Raw genomic sequence first — 21618 nt, forward strand, 5'->3', positions numbered from 1 at the left:
GAATCTCAAAAGATTCAGAGATTCGGTATGAAAATACTCCGGAAGTTTCAAAAGTTTCTGAGGTCCAACATAGGCATGCCATGGAAGCTTCAAAAGCACCTGGTGTTCATCATAGTTACACCACAGAACTCTCAAAAGGCTCTGGGATTCCATATGGGCATGGTGCGGAATCCTTAAAAGATTCTGTAACTCAAAAAGGCTATGATACCGAAGCATTAAAAGCTCCTGGAGTTCAGCACGGTTACTTCACGGAAGCTTCAAGAGCTCCTGGGACTCTATACGGGCATGCCACGGAAATTTCTAAAAATGCCGGACCTCAGCATGTTATGAAAGCTGCAGTAAAGCTTAATGATTATGCGCTCCCTCCTCTGGACCTGCTGGAAAGCAATAATATAAAGCCGGACGAAAGAGCAACCCATACCCAGGTGGAGCAGAATGCCAAGAAGCTTGTGGACACCCTGGCAAGCTTCGGAGTTGGTGCCAAAGTTGTGAACATCAGCAAAGGCCCGGCGGTTACAAGGTACGAGCTGCAGCCCAATGTAGGGGTCAAGGTAAGCAAGATAGTAAACCTTGCGGATGATATAGCATTGAACCTGGCTGCGACCGGTGTCAGGATAGAGGCTCCCATACCGGGGAAAGCGGCAGTCGGGATTGAAGTGCCCAATAAGGAAGTGACACCGGTATTCTTAAGGGAGGTAGTGGAATCCGACGAGTTTATCAGGCACCCCTCCAGGCTATCCTTTGCAGTGGGAAAGGACATTGCGGGCAAAACTGTGGTGGCGGATATAGCAAAGATGCCCCACTTGTTGATTGCAGGTGCAACAGGTTCCGGTAAGAGTGTGTGTATAAATACATTGATTGCCAGCATACTTTATAAAGCCTCACCTGCGGAAGTGAAGCTGCTTATGGTTGACCCCAAGGTGGTAGAGCTGAGCATATACAACGGGATACCACATCTTTTGATACCTGTGGTGACTGACCCTAAAAAAGCGGCAGGAGCCTTGAATTGGGCGGTGGTGGAGATGACGAACCGTTACAAGATGTTTGCGGAGAATAATGTGAGGGACCTGAAGGGATACAATTCGTTGCTGGCGCAAAGAGGAGAAAGCACCTTGCCCCAGATAGTCATAATCATCGATGAGCTGGCCGACCTCATGATGGCAGCTCCCAACGATGTTGAGGACTGCATCTGCCGTTTGGCCCAGATGGCCAGAGCAGCGGGAATGCATCTTGTCATCGCTACCCAGAGGCCGTCTGTAGATGTAATAACCGGGGTGATCAAGGCAAATATTCCATCGAGGATATCCTTTGCCGTCTCATCCCAAATTGATTCCCGTACGATCCTGGATATGGCAGGTGCCGAAAAACTGCTGGGCAGGGGCGATATGCTGTTCTGCCCCATAAGCGCGCCTAAGCCTATCAGGGTGCAGGGAGCCTTCATATCCGACAGGGAGGTGGAGAGTATCGTTTCCTATATCAAATCCAGGTATGATATGACGGAAGGATATGATGATGAAATACTGGCAAGAATTGAAAGCCAGACCGAATCCCGTGCACAAAATGAATCAGATGACGAAGATGAGCTGCTTACCCAAGCAATTGATATAGTCATAGAGCAGGGCCATGCTTCCACATCCCTCATACAGAGAAAGCTGAAAGTAGGTTATGCCCGAGCCGCCAGAATTGTAGACCAGATGGAAGCCTTGGGCATAGTGGGGCCCCCGGAAGGGAGCAAACCAAGACAGCTTAAGATAACGAAGCAGGAGTGGCAGGAGATGAATTCCTAAGCTCCTGCCTTTCATTTTCTGTATGAAATTGCTCAGAAAGCGAGAGGAAATAGATGGTTTCATCGGCGTAAATAACCATGTGGACGGCAGACATGAACAAATGATATAATGTCGATGGGTTCATTATTTCAAAAGATGGGGCGATTTGCATTAAAAGAATTCTTGATAAATTTTTTAGCCAGTTTTGTTCAGGTCAATACAAGAAGAGCCAAATATTGCTGATTATTGACGGAATTCTCATAAACGCAGCCACTGTGTTGACCAACGGTGTATTCCTTTCAGGATACATAGTTTATCTTAAGGGTTCGGATTTCCTTGTGGGCCTTTTGAACAATTCGGCCGCATGGGCATCTATTATCGCTATTCTTTCATCCTTCATTTATGAAAGGATGAATAAAAGGAAAAAGTTCCTCATATCCCTTAATATAATTTCACGAGCCTTGATTTGCTCTATAGTTTTTTTACCCCTGATTTCCAATAACCGTACCTTCGTCTTAAGTGCCGTTTCCTTCATGGTTATCCTGGGGAACGTATTGTGGTGCTTTTATGGCATTGGTTCTACCGTCTGGATGATGAACCTTGTTTCAAAAAGAGCCCGAAATGAATATATCAATATACGCATGCTTTTCTTAAGGATTTCCTTTACCCTTGCATCGTTTCTGATGGGTATTGTACTGGATTTGTTTAATAAAAGCTATATGGGATTTTTAGTTGTATTCACCGTCAGCCTGGTATTTTCCATAACGGATGTCATTGTGTTATCCAAAGTTGAAGAACCTGAAAACAGGGTGGCAGAGAAAGGCAGAATCTCCCTTTCCGGATCATCCGAGCCGCTTCGTAATGCAAAATACAGAGCATTCCTGGTGTTCATATTTTTCTATTACTTGAGTCTTACCATGTCGTCCGCCTATACTTCCTTATATCAGATAAAGTATGTGAAGCTGGACTATTCCTTTATTTCTGTCGTAAACGTTATAGCCAATATAATGATGGTTACCTGCACCCGGTTGTGGTCAAGGGTTGAGCGCAGCCGGGGATTGTGGTTTGTGCTGAGGGTTTCATCCATTTTTGCGGCCGGTGAATTTCTCATATACAGCTTCTTGACGGAAAGGACATACTATATACTGTTCTTTGCTCCCATACTTGCGGGGATAGGCAACAGTGGCTTTAATATTGCCATTCTTTCATACAGGTATGAGCTTATGCCTGAAAACAACAGGACTGCTTATGAAGGCTGGTATGGCGCGACTTATGGGCTAAGCACGCTTTTGGCTCCGGTCATAGGCAGCTTTCTGATGGGCAAGCTCCCTGAAATCAACAACATCATATATCAATACGGCAAATTTCAACTGCTCTACCTGATATCTTTCACCTCCTGCATTCTGGTAATCTTTATGATGTTTTACAGGCCCAGAAAGACAGCGGATGTTGGCGGGGAAAGTGCCGGCATTTAGCATCCGGTGGATTAATGTTGCTTATTATGCCAGTGTGGCAAAATCGCACAAAGTATAAAAAGGTTTATACTGACGGAGTGTTTTAAGATGGCAGGGAATAACGCCTGGTCCGGTAATATGGCGGGATATGGGTATGGTGTCCTTTTTAGAGTATTTTAGGATAAATGTGGTATAATAATAGTAGGTAGAGCAGAATAACTGAGATATGGCCGGATGGGGTGGAATAAATGCCGTTTGTTACTACAATATCATATATTGCTCGGGAATTTGTAACCAGTTTTCTGGCCGGTTATTTATTTCTGCCCGTTTACGTGATTATACTTTTTATTATAAAAAAGCACTATGAGAAGTATAAGGGATTCCAGGCGGATATCGCTGAGCGCATCCGCAAACCTATAAAGGAGCTTCTCAAAGAAGCTGTTTTTTATGGATTGGTTTCAGGCTTTGCAGGCAGTATCGGTGCTGTCCATGCGGGGGTTGCGATGAGCTCCCAGGTTCCATTATACTTGTTTGTCATAATGGTAGGATTGTCTATAATAAACGTCAGATTTATGTGTATTTCCTATGCTGCCGGTATTTTGATCCTGTCGAAATTTCTTTTGGGTATGCCGGATTTGGACTCGACCCAACTGTTGATTATTATCGGAATAGTTCATGCGGCAGAGAGCATGCTGATATTTTTCAACGGAGCCAAAGACAGTATACCGGTATATATCAGACATAAGGAAAACATCACAGGAGCATTTCTCATGCAAAAGTATTGGCCTCTGCCAATAGTATTCCTCAGTTTTATACCGGAGGCCGGCGGAGGTGGCCTGGAGAGGTTGGCTGTATTTGACTGGTGGCCGGCTTTCAAGCCGGAAATATTGGGAGCAGGTGCTCTGGCTTTAGCTATGAACAGCATTATTGCCGTTTCAGGCTATTCAGGTATCGCGATAACCCGGCAGCCGGAACGCAAAGCGCGGGAAATGGCCTGCCAGACCTTCTTATACAGCCTTGCAATGCTGGCTATCGGGATTCTGTCCGCCCGTATTTATGCTTTTAAAGTGATAGGAGCGGTATTTGCAATAGCCGCCCATGAAGCCATGATGCTTTACAATTATTATAAGGAAAAGCATGGTGAGCCCCTATTTGTCTCCGTCAGGAGGGGGATCAGGGTTTTTGACGTCCTGGAGGGTAGTCATGCTGAAAAGATGGGGATCAAGCGAGGAGATATAATACTGAGCATCAATGGCAGGGATGTTCAGACCGAGGATGGTATGGACCATGTCCTGAGCAATTTTCCGACATTCCTATGGATAAATGTGCTGGGAGCCGACGGAACCACGAGGGTATGCGAACTCAAATGCTATCCTTTCGGCGCAAGGGAATTAGGAATACTGATTGTACCCAGGGAAAGGGAAGTTACTTACAACATAGATCACTTGGAGAATTTCGCAATACTAAGGAACCTGGTGGCTCGGTTTAAAAACGGGTGAGAAATATTTAAAAATATGACTGGTCAATTATATTTAGCATTGTAAAGGTATTTACCGGATACGTTTATGCATAGGTATCCCTTCTTCGGGGATGCCTATATTAATATCTAAACATAGTCCTATCATGATTAAGTTTCAATAATTCAGAGGATTAGCCAATACTGCTACTCCTTGGTTAAAATTAACCTATTTTAGAGCATCATTTCAGAAAACACTTATAAACTTATAAACCTTTCGGTGATTATTAAACAACTCTGTAAAGAGCTTATTAGTATTCATTTAACATGTCTAACACTTGCTGATAAAAGTAAAGAAAAATATAAAAGCATATGCAACTACTATGAATAATCCATGTATAAATATATCAACGGCCTGGTATTCTCAGGCTTCCAGGTATTGCTGGAGCGAAATGATAAATGATGTTGACATGTTGATTTATAAGTGGTAAATTATAGATGACATAGCAAATAAGTGAATATATTACAAAGATAACATGGTGTATTCTGCTAGTATTCACCTTAGACATAACAGTTATATATTATAATTATACTCTCGTAGAAACTAAATAGGTATTTTTTATAAGAAGGAGGAGCTGTAATGAAATTAAATGCAGCTCAAATTGATTTGCAAAATTATTTTAAAATAAATGCATGTAGCAAGAATATGGTAATTAATCTTGGACATTTTGCTAGCAAAGAAACTAAATGTTTCTGATATTTCATTTGGTTGGATGGCGCCGTTAGGACGTGGTAGGGTATCTTTTGAAAAAATAGGGATTGATGAAAATCATTATTTTCAGGTATACAAAGAAGTTGATAGAATTTATAAACTGTATGAAGGACCAGATTTTAAGATTGGTCATATGGAGCTTCCCAACTGTTGTCCAATCATTTCTAACGAAGGGTTTATTGATTTGAATATACGAATTGATGTATTTGGTAACGTTTTTCTTTGTGAACGCATGTCAACATTAGATTTTTCATTAGGTAATAAAGGAGCAGCTGTTTACGATCAGACTTGGCCTATTCATGCTATCATTTTTCTTCATAGAGATCCGATTTATATAACACCTACTTTTTATGAGTTATCTAAATCGAAAGGCATGGCTAATTTGATGAAAAGATTCATTTATACGCCAGTTACAGAAGTGCCAAGTCTTTCTATGAATTTGGTAAAAGAATTTCCAGTCTATGAATTGTGTTATGCTGGAATTGAATCAATTAAATCTATACTCCATCTGTTTTACGATATAATATAAATACTATGGAGGCATGTCTTTATGAGACAGAATCATACTAAACTCAAAGCTTTTATTTGGACATTGAAACAGAGCATAAAATCTGCAGGATTCCTTTTAATAGCTATGGCTGTCATAAGTATGTTCAACTCAGTAATGTTTCCGCTTAGCAGTATCTTGTTGCGAAATATGACTGATCATGTTGCCAATATATATGCTACAGGTGTTTGGAAGAGCGATTTTGTATGGATGGCTAGCTTGTATGTAGCATTGTTTTTTTTGCAAAATACCATTCCCTTTTCTAACGCTTTTGTTTATTTCCGTACACAGTTTGCTCTTGAAAAACATTTTGAGGGAATGTTCGCTTTCAACATAAGGCATATACCCTATATAAAGTTTTTGGATGCCTCATTCATGCAGAATTATACTTTGGTACATAATAATGTCCTGAATATTTGCCGAGGTATACTTGATCTGATACCACTTATATTCTTTTCATGTTTTCAGTTAATTTTTACTCTCGTTATATTTATTCAAAATACTCCATGGTTGTGTTTCTATTTGATAATTGTCTTTGTTGTCCAATACAGCGTGTCAAAATACATTGCCAAAAAAAAGTATTTGTTATCAAAGGAACAAATCAAAGAAGAGAGATACCAAACGTATTATAAGACGTTGCTTACCAGCAAAGAATTTGCAAGGGAGTTGCGCATATTTTCAGCGCAGAACAGGTTGTTTAAAAAATGGAGGCATTATTACGAATTGCTAAAGGAAAAAAGGCTACATTTGGCTTTAAAAGATATAAATTACACTGCACTTGCAGATCTGACGGGAATTGTTTTGGAGATTGCAACGATTTTAATTTTGTTTTTGCTTGCGTTATCAGGCAGAATTTCAGTGGGTGTATTTGTAATGCTATATGGCCTTTTGGGCCATGTGCGAGAGCAGGCAGGTAGCATTAGCCAGCGACTATCTGGAATTTACACCAGTATGTTATATATGCAAGATTTTGCTGACTTTATCTCTGAATATGAAGGGATTCAGAAAAATTCAGATTCCAGACCTAATGTGCAAGAAACAGCCTTGCCTTATGGGAAGTTTCAAACTTTAACTTTTGAAAATGTTTCATTTTGCTATCCAAATTCAAAGCAAAACGCACTGAAAAACGTTTCTTTTACAATAAAGAAAGGGGAAATTGTAAGTATCCTAGGATATAATGGAAGCGGAAAAACTACATTGTCCAAAATTGCATGTGGTTTATTAATGCCGACTGAGGGTACTGTTCATTTAAACGGCAAAAGTGCAGCTGATGATCCATGGGCTTATTCTCGTTATTTTGGAATAGGATTTCAGGATTATGCTAAAATTTCAGTTTCTTTGAAAGAAAATATTGCAATAGGTTGCAGTGAATATATAAATGACAACGAAAAGATTCATACTGCAGTAGAAAACGCAAATTTAGGTCCTCTTGTTGACAAGTTGCCGATGGGACTGGATACTCTATTAGGTAAAGATTATGATGATTTTGGGACTGATTTATCTGGCGGCGAATGGCAAAAAGTAATACTGGCTAGAGCCTATATGGGAGAACCTCAAGTTTTAATTTTGGACGAGCCTACAGCATCCATTGATCCACTTGAGGAATTAAATATGCTGTCAAACATAAGAAAAATAATATCAGGGAGAACTGCTATTCTAATATCTCATCGTATAGGATTTGCTCGTTTGGCAGACCGCATAATCATGATTCGGGATGGCAGAATTATAGAACAAGGCAGCCATGATGAGCTATTGAAAAAGCAAGGTTACTATGCTGAGTTATTCGAGGCTCAGAAGAATCTTTATCTTGAAAGAAGAGCGGGGTGAAAATGATGAGCAAGAAAGATAAAAGTGAAAATAAAAGCCGGATTGAGAGCTTCCTTTCGTGGTTTGATCTCAAACAAACCATAGTTATACATAGTCGTGTCCTTCGTTCATTATTACAATCGCATAAGCGTAGTACAATATTGATACTCTTTCTGCTTTGTTTGCTGGTTTTACAGGATTTTATTATACTTAAGATTATACAATTTATAACCAATACAATTGTCGATTATGTTGGGAGATCAAATATACTAGATATAAAAATACTATATATTCTAGGTTTGCTTTTACTTACTTTAGTAGGTTCCCACGTACTCCAATGGTTGTACAATCGTGTGAATTCCAATTATAAAGAAGAAGTACGGCAAAGTGTTGAAGAAACCTTTATTAAAAAACTCAGTTGTATTTCCTATACTCATTTTGAAAATAATGATTTTCATCAACGTGTAAATCGCGCACAATCTGCCGGTGCTCAATATGGAGATGCTATATATGCGATTAGCACTATATTTCGTATTGTTATAACCACTATCATGTATGGTATACTTCTTTCTAAAATCAGCATCCTTTTTCCACCGATTGTTATTGTATCAATATTGTTTTCACTGGGCTTTTCAGGCTATATAACTGATAAACAGCTGGATTACTGGAGGTCGGAGGTGGCGCCTCATGGATTGCGATATAATTATTTTCAAAAGATGTGGGAAGATCGGATTAATGTTCAAAATATCAAAGCAAACCGGCTGTATGATTATTTCTATGAAAAATTTTCAAGTATAAACAAGAAGTATCGTAATGCAACGATGAAATTAAATTTGCTTTCCCTGGGTAGTGAAATTATTCCGGCAATATTACAAACTATTGTATTTACGGCAACGGTATTATATGTTGCAGTTCAGGTCATGAACCACCGTGTTGATGTGGGGTATTTTGCCATGACCCTAACACTCCTGGCTAATTTTTATTCAATGATGAAAAGTAACTCGTATTTTTTCTTGCAGGAAAATATGTATGTAAAAATATTAAGTGATTATTTTACCGTAATTGATCAAAAAGAGACTTATCTTTTGGAAGCCAGCAGAATAAGTAATAGACATATATGCCAAATCAGATATATTGATGTAAAATATACATATCCCCAGTCAGAACGCATGGCATTAGCAGGAGTTAATGCCTGTGCAAAAGTCGGTCAGATAGTAGGTATTGTTGGATCAAACGGAAGCGGAAAGACGACGTTAATGAATATAACCATGGGATTGTTGGAAGGCTATGCCGGTCAAGTCATTTTTGAGGATGATGATGGGAATTGTCTGTCACCTGAACATATGCAAAACGCTATAGGTATGCTTACACAGGACTTCGGCAAATATCAGATGACCATCCGGGAAAATATCTTATATGGTCAGCACCTTGAAATAATGAATGATGATCAGCTCTACAAATTACTGGAAATGGTTGGAATGAAATCTACCGTGCAAAAACTTGAAAAGGGGCTGGATACACCGTTAGGACAACTGGAAAATGGAATTGAATTTTCCATGGGGCAGTGGCAACGCATTGGAATAGCACGGTTGCTGGCCAATCCGGAACGAAAAATATGGATTCTTGATGAACCTACTGCTTATCTGGATCCGATAGCCGAAATTGAGATTTACTCACTGATAAAATCTTTGGCGGGAGGAAGACTGGTATTTTTCATATCGCATCGCCTGGGCTATATGCGAAATGTAGATGTAATTTGGGTTCTTAAAAATGGCTACATTGTTGAAAAAGGAACACATGAACAATTATTACAAGATAAAGGATATTATTCAGATATGTATATAGCACAAGCAGATTGGTATACTTAATTATTTTAAAGATAATGCGAACCAGTAACAATTGTTTATCCAATTTTAGGAACAAATGAAAACATAGAGTTTGTAGAGATAAGAGGTTAACTATGAAGAAAATAATATCATTTTTTCATAACATAAAGGAAATTATTCGCATTTTGTGGGAAGCAAGCAAAATCATGACGCTGCTGCTTCTGTTTAATAATATTATAAGAAATGCATTATGGCCATTAAGAGGGTTAGTGGTAAAGCAAATAATTGACATGATCACATTATCGCTAGAAAAAGGCATTGAATCATATCAAAGACCACTTGCACTATACATATTATTATTTTTTCTATTCTTTTGGTTGAACAGGATATGGTGGCCATTAAACAGTTTTACACAAGCATTAATGTTGTCCAAAATCGGACACGGTACTAGAATGCGAATAATAAAAGTGATGGAGAATATAGAATTATCCTTTTTCGATAAATCAGAAAATTATGATACTTACCACAAGGCGCTTGAACTAACAAATGGCAGGCAACCTATAAATGTCGTAAATAATATACTAGGTCTTATCTCATTAATTATAAGCTTTGTATCAGCGTTTACTGTAATGATTTCAATAAATATTCCTGTTTCCATTATTCTTATTATCAGCTCAATCCCATCATTAGTTTGGGAAAACAGATTCAATCAAAAGCTGTATAATTTTGAACAGGAAACAACCCGGGAAAAACGGCTGTTGAATTATATATTCAAGCTTTTCACTGACAAAAAATCAGCCAAGGAAATCAGAACATTTAGGTTTGAAAAGTATTTATCGGACAAACATGAGGCGACATTAAAAGATTATAACAGTAAATATTTCAGGCTCATTACATCCAAAATCAAAATTGATTCATTGTTTTGGATTCTTATGCAAATTTCTCTGATGGCCTCATATTTCATAATAATAGCTTCTGCATCAGAGGGCAGAATACCCCTGGGAGATTTGAGCTTTTTCTTATCGGTTTCCATTGGTTTGCAGAATGCAATAAAAAATATTGAATCATCATTTAATAATGTAATTCAATCTTCCAGGTATATCGATAATCTCACCAGTTTTGAGAAATCATATCTGAATATATCAACAAAACATGGCTATAAGCCTATTCCTGAAACTGTTGAAAGCATAGAATTCAGGAATGTTTCATTTTCATATCCCAATTCTGAAAAAGCGGTATTAAAGAATGTCAGTTTTAAACTTAGCGTTCCTCAAAATGTTATCTTGTTAGGAGAAAATGGTTCAGGAAAAACAACGCTAATTAAACTGTTATTAGGGTTTTATAAACCTTCCAAAGGTGAAATTCTACTTAACGGGTGTAACATATCTGATTTTGACATAAGAGATTACCATAAACTGTTTAGTGTCTGTTTCCAAGACTACATTAAGTATGGCTTTTCTTTAAAGGATAACATCATAATGGCAAATTCAAATATTGATGATATAACCTTTGAACAAATCATTGGTAAAGTACAGCTTTTAGATTTAGTTCGAAAATTGCCATATCAGGAGCAAACATATCTTTCTAAAGAGTATGATGAAAAAGGCGTAGAATTGTCAGGTGGTCAATATAATAAGATAGCTATTGCGCGTGCTTTGGCAAAAAACTCCAAAATAGTTGTTTTTGACGAACCAAATGCTTCATTGGATGCAAAAGCTGAGCAAAATTTATTTAATCTTTACTCGGAGCTAACAAAGGATAAACTCGGAATCATGATAACCCATAGGCTTTCCACAGCTGTTTGTGCGGATATGATTCTTGTGCTGAAAGATGGCAAATTGGTTGAGCATGGCACGCATGATCAGCTAATGAAGCTCAATCAGGAGTATGCATTTCTATTTAACATGCAATCTAAACAGTATATAAGTGAGGTAAGCTGACATGAAGAAAATAACGCGCTATATCAATTTGCTGATAAGTAATTCGCCTGCTTTAGTGATTTTTCTTGCTATGTTGATTGTTTGCTCTTTTGTGTTGTCTCCATTGCATTCTTTGCTCGATAAGCTGCTGTTTGATACCGTGCAGCAAGAATATGGGAAAGCTCTTAATTGGAGCAGTATATTATTTATCGTGTTCCTGTACTTTGCATATAACCTTGGTGTCTACGTAATTTTTAGGGCAAAGGATTTTATAAGTGATTATACTCAGATAAAGCTGAATGCGTCAATTCAAAAAAAGGTAATGGCAAAAATCAACCAAATTACCTATGATAAGTACGAAGACAATAACTTTTACAACTACCTGACAGCTATAGAACGTGAGATAAACGATGGGAATGTTTTAAGTATATTTGTTAACACGATGTCACTGTTTGGTGCATTACTGTCAATAGTATACTTGTCATGTATTATGTTGAGTTTAGGGATAATCCCTATGCTTTTATCATCGGTGTGTTGCATTCCTGGCTTCATACATCAGGCAACCTTCGGAAAGAAGAATTGGGAATTTAACACCTCAAAAATACCTTTGCAGAGAAAAACACTATATATATTTTCTCTTTTATCATCGATTGATTCATATAAAGAAAATCGCATGTACGACACCTTTGACCATTACAAGAAAAAATACTCTCATTTGTTCAACGAATACTATGAAGAACTTAAGAGCTTCAATTTAAAAAATTGCTGGAAAGGAATAATAATGGCAACCATCCATTCTCTGGGGACTGTTTCAGTTATTGCTTATGCATATTTCCAGGCTGCGAATAACAGGATCACACTGGGAGATGCCGTGCTGTTTGTCGGAGTAACACAGAGTATTTACAACTATATTCAAAACGTTATATATTATATTGGCAATTTAAATGAAACGGTTCATTCAGTAGATAATTTGCTTTCATTTATTTCTGATATGGAAGATGAAAATACAAGCAAACCGGTCGAAAAGCAATGCGCAGATGTCTTTATTGAGCTTAAGAATGTTAAATATGCATACCCCAATATGGAAAACAATATTCTTGACGGAATAGACTTAACAATTCATCAAAACGAAAAGATTGCCATCGTCGGTGAAAATGGCTGTGGTAAAACAACGCTTGCCAAAATAATACTGGGTCTGTATCATCCCAAAGAAGGTACGGTTAAGCTAAACGGTGTTGACCTGAATGAGGTGAAACAGGAAACAAGGTATGCAACGGTATGCTTTCAGGACTATTTTACATATTCCTTCACTGTAAGAGAAAATGTTGCCTTTGGAAATATAGAAAAGCTATACGATGACAATAGTATTTTAAATGCTATCAAGATGAGCCAGCTTGAGTTTGATATTTTCAATCATGATATGGAAAAATATATCAATAAGGAATTCGATACAAAGGGAATTGTTTTGTCGGGTGGCCAAGCACAGAAATTATCACTTTCCAGAGCCTTTCTGTTTGATAAGGGATTGATTATTCTTGATGAGCCAAGCGCTTCCCTTGATGTTATCACAGAGAATGAGATATTTGAATCTACATTGGCACTTATGAAGGATAGGGCAGCAATAGTTATCACACATAGATTGGCTAACGTGATAAATTGTGACACTATTATATATCTGGAAAATGGGAAGGTATGTGAAAAAGGCACCCATGATGAGCTTATGAAGTTAAAAGGAAAGTATTATAATTTGTTTAGCATTCAGGCTAATAAATATAAGGCTAAGGCGTGAAATATCATGTTCAATAAAAGTAGGTTGTTTATGTGAAAATGAAAGCAATATTTAAACAATGTTTAATGAGCTTTCATCAATATCAATAAAGAGAGTATCATGAATTTATTAATATATATTTTAAATTTAGAGTAAATACGAAGGTAAGATTTGGATTTTCGTGTTTACTCTATCTATACTGCTTATTTTATGTTTTGTTTGTCTTAATTATTGGTATCACAATAATCAGGTAGAGATTGTTTTCCCTTTATCTATGATAAATAAGGTACAATTAATTGCACAAATTCATTAAAGGGTAAAAATAGACATGCCCTAAGCTGTTTGATAAAATATAATAAATTAATATAAATCAGGAGGAAAATGATCTATGAATATAATAAAGCCTTATTTCATAATCGAGTCGGAGGTGAACGGAGAGCAGGCGTTAAAGCTCATTGAGAAAGCCGGAAGGACATGCTACAAGAGTGAGGATAAAGCCACCGAGGGTTCGGCTGCCGATTTTGTAAGAAGGATCATAAAGGGCAAGCATGAATCGGTCATTGAGCATTATTCCATAACTGTCAGAGTAATCTGCGACAGAGGGGTGACTCATGAGATAGTAAGGCACCGCCTGGCTTCGTACTCCCAGGAGAGCACAAGGTACTGCAACTACAGCAAGGATAAATATTCCAATCAGATCACGTACATAGAGCCTTGCTTTTGGGATGTGAACACCGAGGAAGGCAGAAAAAAATATGAGATATGGAAAAGTGTCATGGAGTTTACGGAAAAGAAGTATATGGAGTTGATTGAAAACGGTGCTACACCACAGGAAGCCCGCAGCGTTCTGCCCAATTCCCTTAAAACTGAGCTGGTGATGACTATGAATTTAAGGGAATGGAGGCATTTCTTCAAGCTGAGGACCGATGCTGCCGCCCATCCGCAGATAAGGGAAATTGCCGTGCCGATGCTGAAGAAATTCAAAGAAATGATTCCCGTAGTCTTTGACGATATAGAGGCCGAATTATGAGGTTGTTTGCAGTTTGGAGCCGGATATTCCAACCAATCGGATAATGCCGGTAAGCTTAGGGGTGAGTCAGCATGATATCGATGATTGCCGCCGTGGGAGCTAATGGCGTTATAGGAAGGAACAATGCACTTCCCTGGCATTTGCCGGCTGATCTGGCTTATTTTAAGAAGGTCACCATGGGGCATGCCGTTGTCATGGGGAGGAAAACCTTTGAATCCATAGGAAAGCCCTTGCCCGGCAGGTACAATATAATCCTCACGAGGGACAAGAGCTACCGCTCTGAGAATTGCATCATCATGCACACGGTGGAGGAGATACTTGAATACAGCCGGAACCGGGATGTTTTCATAATCGGAGGGGCCGAAGTTTATAAAAGCTTTATCGACCATGCCGACAAGCTGTATATCACATGGATTGACGAAAGCTTTGATGGGGATGCTTTTTTCCCGGAAATAGATGAAAATAAATGGTATATTATCTCCCGCTCGGAATGGGAAAGGGATGCTTCGAACGGGCTCAGGTTTTGCTTTATGGTATATCGGAACAGGCATTCCCATGGCGCTGATACAACGAAGGAATTACTGTGAACTTAAATTTAAAGTATTGTGCCTGTATCAAATTAATGACTGGTTTCATAATGTATAAAGGCAGGATCATAATGCACAAAAGTTGGTTACATAATATATTAAAAGATGTTTTACTTCGAGATTAAGGATTAAGGTATCTTGCCGCCGGATTTTGCTTAAAATGCAAGTTATAGATTAAAAATTTCATACGGATTAAAACAGGACTTGAGATACAAAATAACAGCGCATTACATGGATTTTTGAGTTTATAATTTCGTATAATTTTCATAAAGCAGTTAATCGAAAAACATAAAACATAAAAATAAGATTTGACAAACAGTTTGGCATATGTTATCATATAGAAGCAAATAAAGTAGAAGGTATCCACTTCTCACCTTACAGCTCAGGTTGGTAAGGTTAATAGGGAAAGTTTTAAATTCTAGGTTATAACTTTGCTTAAGAAGTGGATTGATTTATTCAATTCACTTTTTTGTGTTGCATGAAGTTTCCAGCTTCTTGCCCAAATTTTACGCGGAGGTGTTCTATTATTAGCAAAAACGAATTAATGGTTAATGAGGAAATAAGGGATAAGGAGATTCGACTCATTGATGTTGATGGTACCATGTTGGGTATTATGTCGTCCAAAGAGGCGCAGAAACTGGCCAACTCAAAGAACCTTGATCTTGTAAAGATTGCACCGCAGGCAGTACCACCTGTTTGCAGAATAATGGATTATGGCAAGTATATGTTTGAGCTTGCGAAAAAAGAGAAGGAAGCCAGAAAAAACCAAAAAGTTATAAGCATCAAGGAGGTAAGAATTTCTCCCTCCATAGAAGATCATGATTTCGGTTTTAAGGTAAAAAATGCAGCTAAGTTCTTGAAAGATGGAGATAAGGTCAAAGTCAGCGTTAGATTCAGAGGAAGAGAAATGAACTATACCTCATTGGGGGAAGAAGTACTGGAGAAGTTTGCAGAATCGCTTAAAGATGTGGGTACTGTTGAGAAAAAGCCCAAGCTTGAAGGCAGAAGCATGATAATGATATTAAATCCTAAGCAATAAGATATTGGAAAGAACAGAGCCCGTGTTCTCATGGCTTTGGGCATGGGTAAGGACACGTAGGGCAGGAACTGTCCGAATTAACGCCTGTGGAGATACTAGGTTGCGAGGTTGATGAAGCAGGAAACCTACGGTTTTGTCGTGGGAGGTTCACATTTATTCAGGATATGTAGGAGGAGAGTAAAATGCCAAAATTAAAGACACATAGCGCGTCAAAAAAGAGATTTAGGAAAACCGCATCTGGAAAGATAAAAATGAGCCATGCATGGAGAAGTCATAGGCTGGTTTCAAAGGATAGAAAGGCTAAAAAGCATCACAGGCTTACAGCTTATGTATCACCTGCTAATGAAGCTACTGTTAAGAAACTTATTCCATATGCATAATAAAGGAGGATTCATTGTATGTCAAGAGTAAAAGGTGCGGTTAGAACCCGTGCAAGACATAAAAAGATATTAAAACTGGCCAAAGGTTATTTTGGTGCTAAGAGCAAGCTTTTCAGGACTGCAAATCAAGCAGTTATGAAGTCTCTGGTATATGCTTACAGGGACAGAAGGGCTAAGAAGAGAGATTTCAGGAAACTCTGGATTGCCAGGATAAATGCGGCAGCAAGGATTAACGGACTTTCATACAGCCGCTTCATGAATGGACTGAAAAAGGCCAATATAACATTGAACAGGAAAGTGCTTGCCGACATGGCCGTAAACGATGCGGAAGCTTTTGCACAGCTGGTTGAGAAAGCTAAGCAGGCGCTTTAATAATCAATAAATGGGGGCTCTTAACGAGTCCTTTATTTATGCCTGAAAAAGGAGTGGATCTATGAACATCATCACCAGCAGCCAAAACCCTGTGGTGAAAGAGGTAAAATCGCTGAAAATCAGGAAGCACAGAGATGAAAAAGGCCTTTTCTTTATTGAGGGCACAAGGTTTGTGGAAGAGGCCCTTAAAGAAAAGGCTGGAATATGCAAAATTGTGATTACGGATGCGTTCCATGCCAATCCTGCTAATGGTGAGCTGTTAAACCGCATAAAATCAGCCGGATATGAAACTTATATACTGTCCGACCGCTTGTTCAGGGAAATATCCGATACGGAAAACCCCCAGGGGATACTTGCCGTAATCAGAAGGAAGACTTATAGCCTTGAGGATATATTATCCGGAAGCAGTTTTCTTCTTATTTTGGATTCCCTGCAGGACCCCGGCAATCTGGGTACCATAATAAGGACGGCGGATGCGGCAGGAATCGACGGGGTTATCCTATCCAAAGGCTCTGTTGATTTATATAACCCGAAAGTGCTCCGGTCAACCATGGGATCGGTGTTTCATGTCCCAGCGCTCTATACCGATGACCTGATGAAAGCTATTGGCATTGTAAAATCCGCAGGTTTTAAGGTTTATGCCGCCCATCTCAAGGGCAAGACCAGCTATTTCGATGTGGATTTGAAAAAGAATATTGCCGTCATAATAGGCAATGAAGCCAACGGAATCAGGGAGGAAGTTGCAGAACAGGCGGATATGCTGGTTAAGATACCTATGTCCGGAAAGGCAGAGTCCCTGAATGCTTCCGTGGCTGCCGGCCTGCTTATGTATGAGGTTGTGCGCAGCCGGTTAAAGGGGGATTCGTAATATCTTCTGCATCATACCGAAACTAACATAGTTTCAAAGAATAGAGGAAATTCTGTCGCATTTGGGAATTCAGAGCCTTCCAAACCCTATTTTCCAAAAAAGTGCATTTCCAATACTAATACCGCTTATCCAATCATATATAAATATGGATGCATTTTATTTGCAGAAATATTTGAAGAAAGAGTTGAGTTTTATATGGGGTTGGATATCGTCGGTTTGATTTTAAGCCTTGCCATCATATTAATCTTTTGTGAGGTATTTACCAACGGCATTGAATGGCTTGGAAAAAAGCTCAGAGTAGGGGATGGGGTTGTAGGCAGCATTTTTTCCGCAGTGGGAACATGTCTTCCTGAGACTACCATACCTGTTGTGGCTCTTCTGTTTTCAAAGGATATGTCCCCGTCCACCGATATAGGGGTCGGGGCGATAATAGGAGCGCCTTTCATGCTTTGTACCCTTGCCTTTTTCATCACCGGGATGAGCGTCCTCATCTTCGCCAAAAAGAGAAGATATGGAGTTTCGATGAATGTGAACGGTAAAATATTCAAGCGGGACATGGGCTTTTTTATTGTGAACTACAGCCTCGGAGTGCTGGCATCGTTTATCAGCATAGCATATGTCAGAAAGCTTGTTGGTATTTTGCTTATCGCATGTTATTTTTATTACATAATTCTTACGGTAAAGAATGATAAACATGAGCACGGCAAGCTTGAAAAGCTTTATTTCCAGAAGTACTTGAATCTGAAGCCATCTCTTTTGGTGATTTCGCTGCAGGTGCTGGCGGCGCTCACAGGTATTGTCTTTGGCGCCGACCTGTTTATAGATAACATCCGGACCTTATCGGATTATCTGGGTATATCTCCTCTGGTGCTATCCCTTGTGATAACCCCTGTGGCAACAGAGCTTCCGGAGAAGTTCAACAGCGTCATATGGATAAGAAAAGGCAAAGATACGCTGGCTATTGGCAACATAACCGGAGCTATGGTGTTCCAGAGCTGCATACCTGTTTCCATCGGCATATTTGTCACTCCCTGGCAGCTGGATATGAAATTGATCATAAACGCTTTACTGGCGATATTATCCGGAACTATGAATTTCCTGTGGATGGCTGTAAAAAGGAAAACCAGCCCTGCTCCGCTGATTTTCAGCGGTTTTTTCTATGCGGTGTTTGTCTGCTTCCTGCTGTTTATAAGGTTAGGAGGATGATGTATAACCCTTTGGGTGCCATAGCAAGCAGCAAGATGCCTTCGTCTCTGTTATAAGATATTTTTAAGAGTAAGAGCTTCCTTTTCAGGTATATGCCTTATATACAGCCTTAATGTTTCTATTTCAGCCAGAGCGGGGGAAATATCGCGGTTTTCGATGTACTGGGACATCCTGGCTATAGTGGAGTCGATGTTGTCCACTTCCTGATGGTCAAGAAGCATGGACCAGCTGGTTTCGGCTTTTTCCCAATCCTCTGTGAGAGCTTTCAGCTTATTTAACGCATCCTCCCACATGCCATCTTTCATGCTTTTTTCAATGGCAGAGATTTGGCTGTCCAGGTGTTTCGATGTTGAAGCGAGAGAGTTCTGTGCGCAAGTGCCGGCAATGAAGACGGCGGCAACAATGAGTGCAATTGACGAGATGATTTTTAAAGTATGCATTCTATCGCTCCTTTCGTTGTAAAAACAGATTGCCGGAAGAATCCAGGCTGGCAAAAAGTACATCCCTGGCATCGCTGATTCCGTGTTTTGCCAACTCGGATTTCAGCCAGTTTTCGTCCACACCTGCTTTATCCAGATCTTTTTTGCTTACATAACCATCGTTGATTAAAACCAGGGGCAAACCTTCATATTGTGCCGGTATATTCATATCCTGAAGGGTTAACGGACGTTTCTGAGCTTTTGGCAGTACACTCAGCTGACCGTTGGTTTCCAGGATGGCATACTCCACATCGGCAATATTATAGATATCCTTGCTTCTCAGCTGTTCCAACAGGTCATTTATGGTATACATTTCCCTTCTTAAAACCGATTCGTTGATTTTACCCTTTTCTATGAGGATGCTGGGCTTTCCGCATATTATTCCTCTCGCTTTGACGCTTTTTAGTGAAATCAGTGACATCGCAAGCTGTGCGATCAGAAGCGTAAAAATTGGTATTATTCCATTGACTAGAGGAATTCCGGTATTCTGCATAGGCACGGCAGCGAGGTCGGAAATCAATATGGCAACCACCAGTTCAAAAGGCTGAAGCTCGCCAATTTGCCTCTTGCCCATCAATCTCATAACCACGATGACTACTGCATATAGAATTAGCGTCCTTACAAAGACTACCAGCACATAATCATCCTTTCTTACTATATGAACAGTAATATTGTTTCATTTTATTTTTGCAAAATTCCCGGAGTATTATTCCAAGCACTGATGGCCTGTCAAAACTCATTTCAACAGAGCTTATTAGCAACTGCAGATTTTGGGCATAATATGTTCGGACGGTTTTAAATTGCGGCAGGGAGAGATTATGCAGGTTATTATCATCGGATGTGGAAAGGTTGGCGCAAGGCTTGCAAAGGTTATGTATGAAAAAGGGCACGATGTCGTAATTGTGGACAAAGACAGCAGATATTTTGACCGGCTGGGTCCGGAATTCGACGGTGTGACCGTTACAGGTGTGCCCATAGACCAGGATGTGTTGAAACAGGCCGGGATTGAAACTGCTGATGCCCTGGTGGCAGTCACACCGGATGATAACACAAATATCATGGTATGCCAGGTGGCAAAGGAGATTTTCAGGGTGCCGAAGGTTATAGCCAGAATTTACAGCCCTGAGAGGGAAGGAGTTTTCCAAGAGTTTGGTTTGGAGACCATATGCCCCACAAATATTACTGTAGACTTCATCTGTTCAATGGTTTTTAAGGAGAATGAAGTTTCAACCCATACCATAGGAAAGGATTTGATTGCTTTCAGAAGCTATAGGATTGAAAGCGAAGGAGATATAAAAAAAATCAACCAATCGGGTACAATGGGCAATACTTTATTATTTGGGATCATAAGAGATGGAAAATTCCTGTTTCCCAATGGGAGCACAAAAATAGCCCGGGGCGACATTGCCATCATGGCGGAAAAAACAGATTAAAAAGGTTGGAGTTCAAGCATGCATATAATAATTGCCGGTGGAGGGAAGATCGGGTATTATCTCTCAAAGACCCTACTGTCATTCAAACACAAGGTGAGTGTGATTGAACGGAATGAGGATTTATGCGTAAAACTGGCCAATGAGTTGAATATACCGGTGATAAAGGGTGATGCTACCAATATTGCTGGTTTGCAGGATGTGGGTACGGATAGGGCTGATATATTCATAGCAGTCACCGGAAGGGATGAGGACAATTTGATAGCATGCCAGCTGGCTAAAAGGAATTTCAAAGTGAGAAGAACGATTGCCCGGGTGAATAATCCCAAAAATATAGAGGTGTTTGAACGGCTGGGGGTTGATACTGCGGTAAGCAGCACATCGATAATAGCCGACTTGATCGAACAGGAAGTGGACTATGTAGGAATGAAAACCTTGATGAAGCTGAGAAACGGCAAGGTGGTATTGAATGAAATCCAGATTACCGGAAAAAGCCCTGTGTGCAACAAGAGGCTAAAGGATATAAATATACCGAAAGACTGCATAGTCATATCTATAATAAGGGATGATGGTATCATCATACCTGGCGAACATACTATAATTCGAGATTCGGATGTGATAATTGCCGTATCCTCCGAGGAGGCCCAGCAGGATTTGAAGGATTACTTTTTGGGGGTATAAATGGATATTGACTTTTGAAGTGAAAGTCATTATATTTATTAATAAGTTTACTTATGTGAAGAATAGGCCTATGTGAAAACCAAATATTTTATAGCGATGAAGAATACAGTAGCGCTTCATGGTTACAAGAACAATTCCGACGAGGCATGACAGCCGGGATGATGTTCATGAGAGAGCAGGTTGGTAGGTGAAAAACCTGCAGCACATGAAGTGGTGAATTACAATTTCGAGC

18 protein-coding genes and 1 pseudogene are annotated in these 21618 nt (G+C 39.4%); 17 read left to right on the top strand and 2 right to left on the bottom strand.

What is annotated here, in order from left to right:
• Nucleotides 1-233 precede the first annotated feature (233 nt).
• The 15 genes and pseudogenes from CDO33_RS21215 to CDO33_RS04450 all read left to right on the top strand — a co-directional run.
• Nucleotides 234-1787, top strand: a pseudogene (locus CDO33_RS21215) (DNA translocase FtsK); the annotation flags it as partial.
• A 215-nt stretch (nucleotides 1788-2002) separates the two neighbouring features.
• Nucleotides 2003-3241, top strand: a complete 1239-nt coding sequence (locus tag CDO33_RS04385) for an MFS transporter (protein ID WP_103079924.1) — start codon at nucleotides 2003-2005, stop codon at nucleotides 3239-3241.
• A gap of 227 nt (nucleotides 3242-3468) precedes the next feature.
• On the top strand, nucleotides 3469-4719 hold the full coding sequence (locus CDO33_RS04390; protein WP_103079923.1) for a PDZ domain-containing protein: 1251 nt from the start codon (nucleotides 3469-3471) through the stop codon (nucleotides 4717-4719).
• A gap of 676 nt (nucleotides 4720-5395) precedes the next feature.
• Nucleotides 5396-5977 carry a hypothetical protein gene (locus tag CDO33_RS04395; protein ID WP_133158668.1) on the top strand — a complete coding sequence of 194 codons (582 nt, stop codon included), beginning with the start codon at nucleotides 5396-5398 and terminating at the stop codon, nucleotides 5975-5977.
• 21 nt (nucleotides 5978-5998) lie between these two features.
• Nucleotides 5999-7822, top strand: coding sequence for an ABC transporter ATP-binding protein (locus CDO33_RS04400; protein ID WP_103079921.1), 1824 nt, complete (start codon nucleotides 5999-6001; stop codon nucleotides 7820-7822).
• Nucleotides 7823-7824: 2 nt separating this feature from the next.
• Nucleotides 7825-9669: an ABC transporter ATP-binding protein gene (locus tag CDO33_RS04405; protein WP_103079920.1), complete on the top strand. Its 1845-nt coding sequence runs from the start codon at nucleotides 7825-7827 to the stop codon at nucleotides 9667-9669.
• Nucleotides 9670-9761: 92 nt separating this feature from the next.
• Nucleotides 9762-11567, top strand: coding sequence for an ABC transporter ATP-binding protein (locus tag CDO33_RS04410; RefSeq protein WP_103079919.1), 1806 nt, complete (start codon nucleotides 9762-9764; stop codon nucleotides 11565-11567).
• Between the two features lies 1 nt (nucleotide 11568).
• Complete coding sequence (locus CDO33_RS04415; protein WP_103079918.1) at nucleotides 11569-13335, top strand: ABC transporter ATP-binding protein; 1767 nt, start codon at nucleotides 11569-11571, stop codon at nucleotides 13333-13335.
• Between the two features lie 367 nt (nucleotides 13336-13702).
• Nucleotides 13703-14344, top strand: coding sequence for an FAD-dependent thymidylate synthase (thyX, locus tag CDO33_RS04420; RefSeq protein WP_103079917.1), 642 nt, complete (start codon nucleotides 13703-13705; stop codon nucleotides 14342-14344).
• 71 nt (nucleotides 14345-14415) lie between these two features.
• The gene (locus CDO33_RS04425; RefSeq protein WP_103079916.1) at nucleotides 14416-14931 is read left to right on the top strand and encodes a dihydrofolate reductase; all 516 of its coding nucleotides are present in this window, start codon (nucleotides 14416-14418) and stop codon (nucleotides 14929-14931) included.
• 544 nt (nucleotides 14932-15475) lie between these two features.
• Complete coding sequence (gene infC, locus CDO33_RS04430; RefSeq protein WP_242973392.1) at nucleotides 15476-15970, top strand: translation initiation factor IF-3; 495 nt, start codon at nucleotides 15476-15478, stop codon at nucleotides 15968-15970.
• Between the two features lie 182 nt (nucleotides 15971-16152).
• Complete coding sequence (rpmI, locus tag CDO33_RS04435) at nucleotides 16153-16350, top strand: 50S ribosomal protein L35 (RefSeq protein WP_103079914.1); 198 nt, start codon at nucleotides 16153-16155, stop codon at nucleotides 16348-16350.
• 18 nt (nucleotides 16351-16368) lie between these two features.
• Complete coding sequence (rplT, locus tag CDO33_RS04440; protein ID WP_103079913.1) at nucleotides 16369-16722, top strand: 50S ribosomal protein L20; 354 nt, start codon at nucleotides 16369-16371, stop codon at nucleotides 16720-16722.
• Between the two features lie 61 nt (nucleotides 16723-16783).
• Nucleotides 16784-17590 (top strand): 23S rRNA (guanosine(2251)-2'-O)-methyltransferase RlmB, encoded by an 807-nt coding sequence (gene rlmB, locus CDO33_RS04445; protein ID WP_103079912.1) that lies wholly within the window; start codon nucleotides 16784-16786, stop codon nucleotides 17588-17590.
• 195 nt (nucleotides 17591-17785) lie between these two features.
• Nucleotides 17786-18796, top strand: coding sequence for a sodium:calcium antiporter (locus CDO33_RS04450; RefSeq protein WP_103079911.1), 1011 nt, complete (start codon nucleotides 17786-17788; stop codon nucleotides 18794-18796).
• 50 nt (nucleotides 18797-18846) lie between these two features.
• Here CDO33_RS04450 and CDO33_RS04455 read toward each other — a convergent pair whose 3' ends face one another.
• On the bottom strand, nucleotides 18847-19236 hold the full coding sequence (locus tag CDO33_RS04455; protein ID WP_161496407.1) for a DUF4363 family protein: 390 nt from the start codon (nucleotides 19234-19236) through the stop codon (nucleotides 18847-18849).
• 1 nt (nucleotide 19237) lies between these two features.
• A complete protein-coding gene (locus tag CDO33_RS04460) occupies nucleotides 19238-19912 on the bottom strand; it encodes a YetF domain-containing protein (RefSeq protein WP_103079909.1) in 675 nt (224 codons plus the stop codon).
• A 181-nt stretch (nucleotides 19913-20093) separates the two neighbouring features.
• Between CDO33_RS04460 and CDO33_RS04465 the strand changes: the two genes are divergently transcribed.
• On the top strand, nucleotides 20094-20708 hold the full coding sequence (locus CDO33_RS04465) for a potassium channel family protein (RefSeq protein ID WP_103079908.1): 615 nt from the start codon (nucleotides 20094-20096) through the stop codon (nucleotides 20706-20708).
• An 18-nt stretch (nucleotides 20709-20726) separates the two neighbouring features.
• Nucleotides 20727-21386, top strand: coding sequence for a potassium channel family protein (locus CDO33_RS04470; RefSeq protein WP_103079907.1), 660 nt, complete (start codon nucleotides 20727-20729; stop codon nucleotides 21384-21386).
• Nucleotides 21387-21618 lie beyond the last annotated feature (232 nt).

The organism is Clostridium thermosuccinogenes (assembly GCF_002896855.1).
Lineage (GTDB): Bacteria > Bacillota > Clostridia > Acetivibrionales > DSM-5807 > Pseudoclostridium > Pseudoclostridium thermosuccinogenes.

Coding starts and splice junctions, on each gene's coding strand:
- CDO33_RS04390 (WP_103079923.1), top strand. CDS start 3,469: ATGCCGTTTGTTACTACAATATCATATATTGCTCGGGAATTTGTAACC.
- CDO33_RS04400 (WP_103079921.1), top strand. CDS start 5,999: ATGAGACAGAATCATACTAAACTCAAAGCTTTTATTTGGACATTGAAA.
- CDO33_RS04405 (WP_103079920.1), top strand. CDS start 7,825: ATGATGAGCAAGAAAGATAAAAGTGAAAATAAAAGCCGGATTGAGAGC.
- CDO33_RS04410 (WP_103079919.1), top strand. CDS start 9,762: ATGAAGAAAATAATATCATTTTTTCATAACATAAAGGAAATTATTCGC.
- CDO33_RS04415 (WP_103079918.1), top strand. CDS start 11,569: ATGAAGAAAATAACGCGCTATATCAATTTGCTGATAAGTAATTCGCCT.
- thyX (WP_103079917.1), top strand. CDS start 13,703: ATGAATATAATAAAGCCTTATTTCATAATCGAGTCGGAGGTGAACGGA.
- CDO33_RS04425 (WP_103079916.1), top strand. CDS start 14,416: ATGATATCGATGATTGCCGCCGTGGGAGCTAATGGCGTTATAGGAAGG.
- infC (WP_242973392.1), top strand. CDS start 15,476: ATGGTTAATGAGGAAATAAGGGATAAGGAGATTCGACTCATTGATGTT.
- rpmI (WP_103079914.1), top strand. CDS start 16,153: ATGCCAAAATTAAAGACACATAGCGCGTCAAAAAAGAGATTTAGGAAA.
- rplT (WP_103079913.1), top strand. CDS start 16,369: ATGTCAAGAGTAAAAGGTGCGGTTAGAACCCGTGCAAGACATAAAAAG.
- rlmB (WP_103079912.1), top strand. CDS start 16,784: ATGAACATCATCACCAGCAGCCAAAACCCTGTGGTGAAAGAGGTAAAA.
- CDO33_RS04450 (WP_103079911.1), top strand. CDS start 17,786: ATGGGGTTGGATATCGTCGGTTTGATTTTAAGCCTTGCCATCATATTA.
- CDO33_RS04455 (WP_161496407.1), bottom strand. CDS start 19,236: ATGCATACTTTAAAAATCATCTCGTCAATTGCACTCATTGTTGCCGCC.
- CDO33_RS04465 (WP_103079908.1), top strand. CDS start 20,094: ATGCAGGTTATTATCATCGGATGTGGAAAGGTTGGCGCAAGGCTTGCA.
- CDO33_RS04470 (WP_103079907.1), top strand. CDS start 20,727: ATGCATATAATAATTGCCGGTGGAGGGAAGATCGGGTATTATCTCTCA.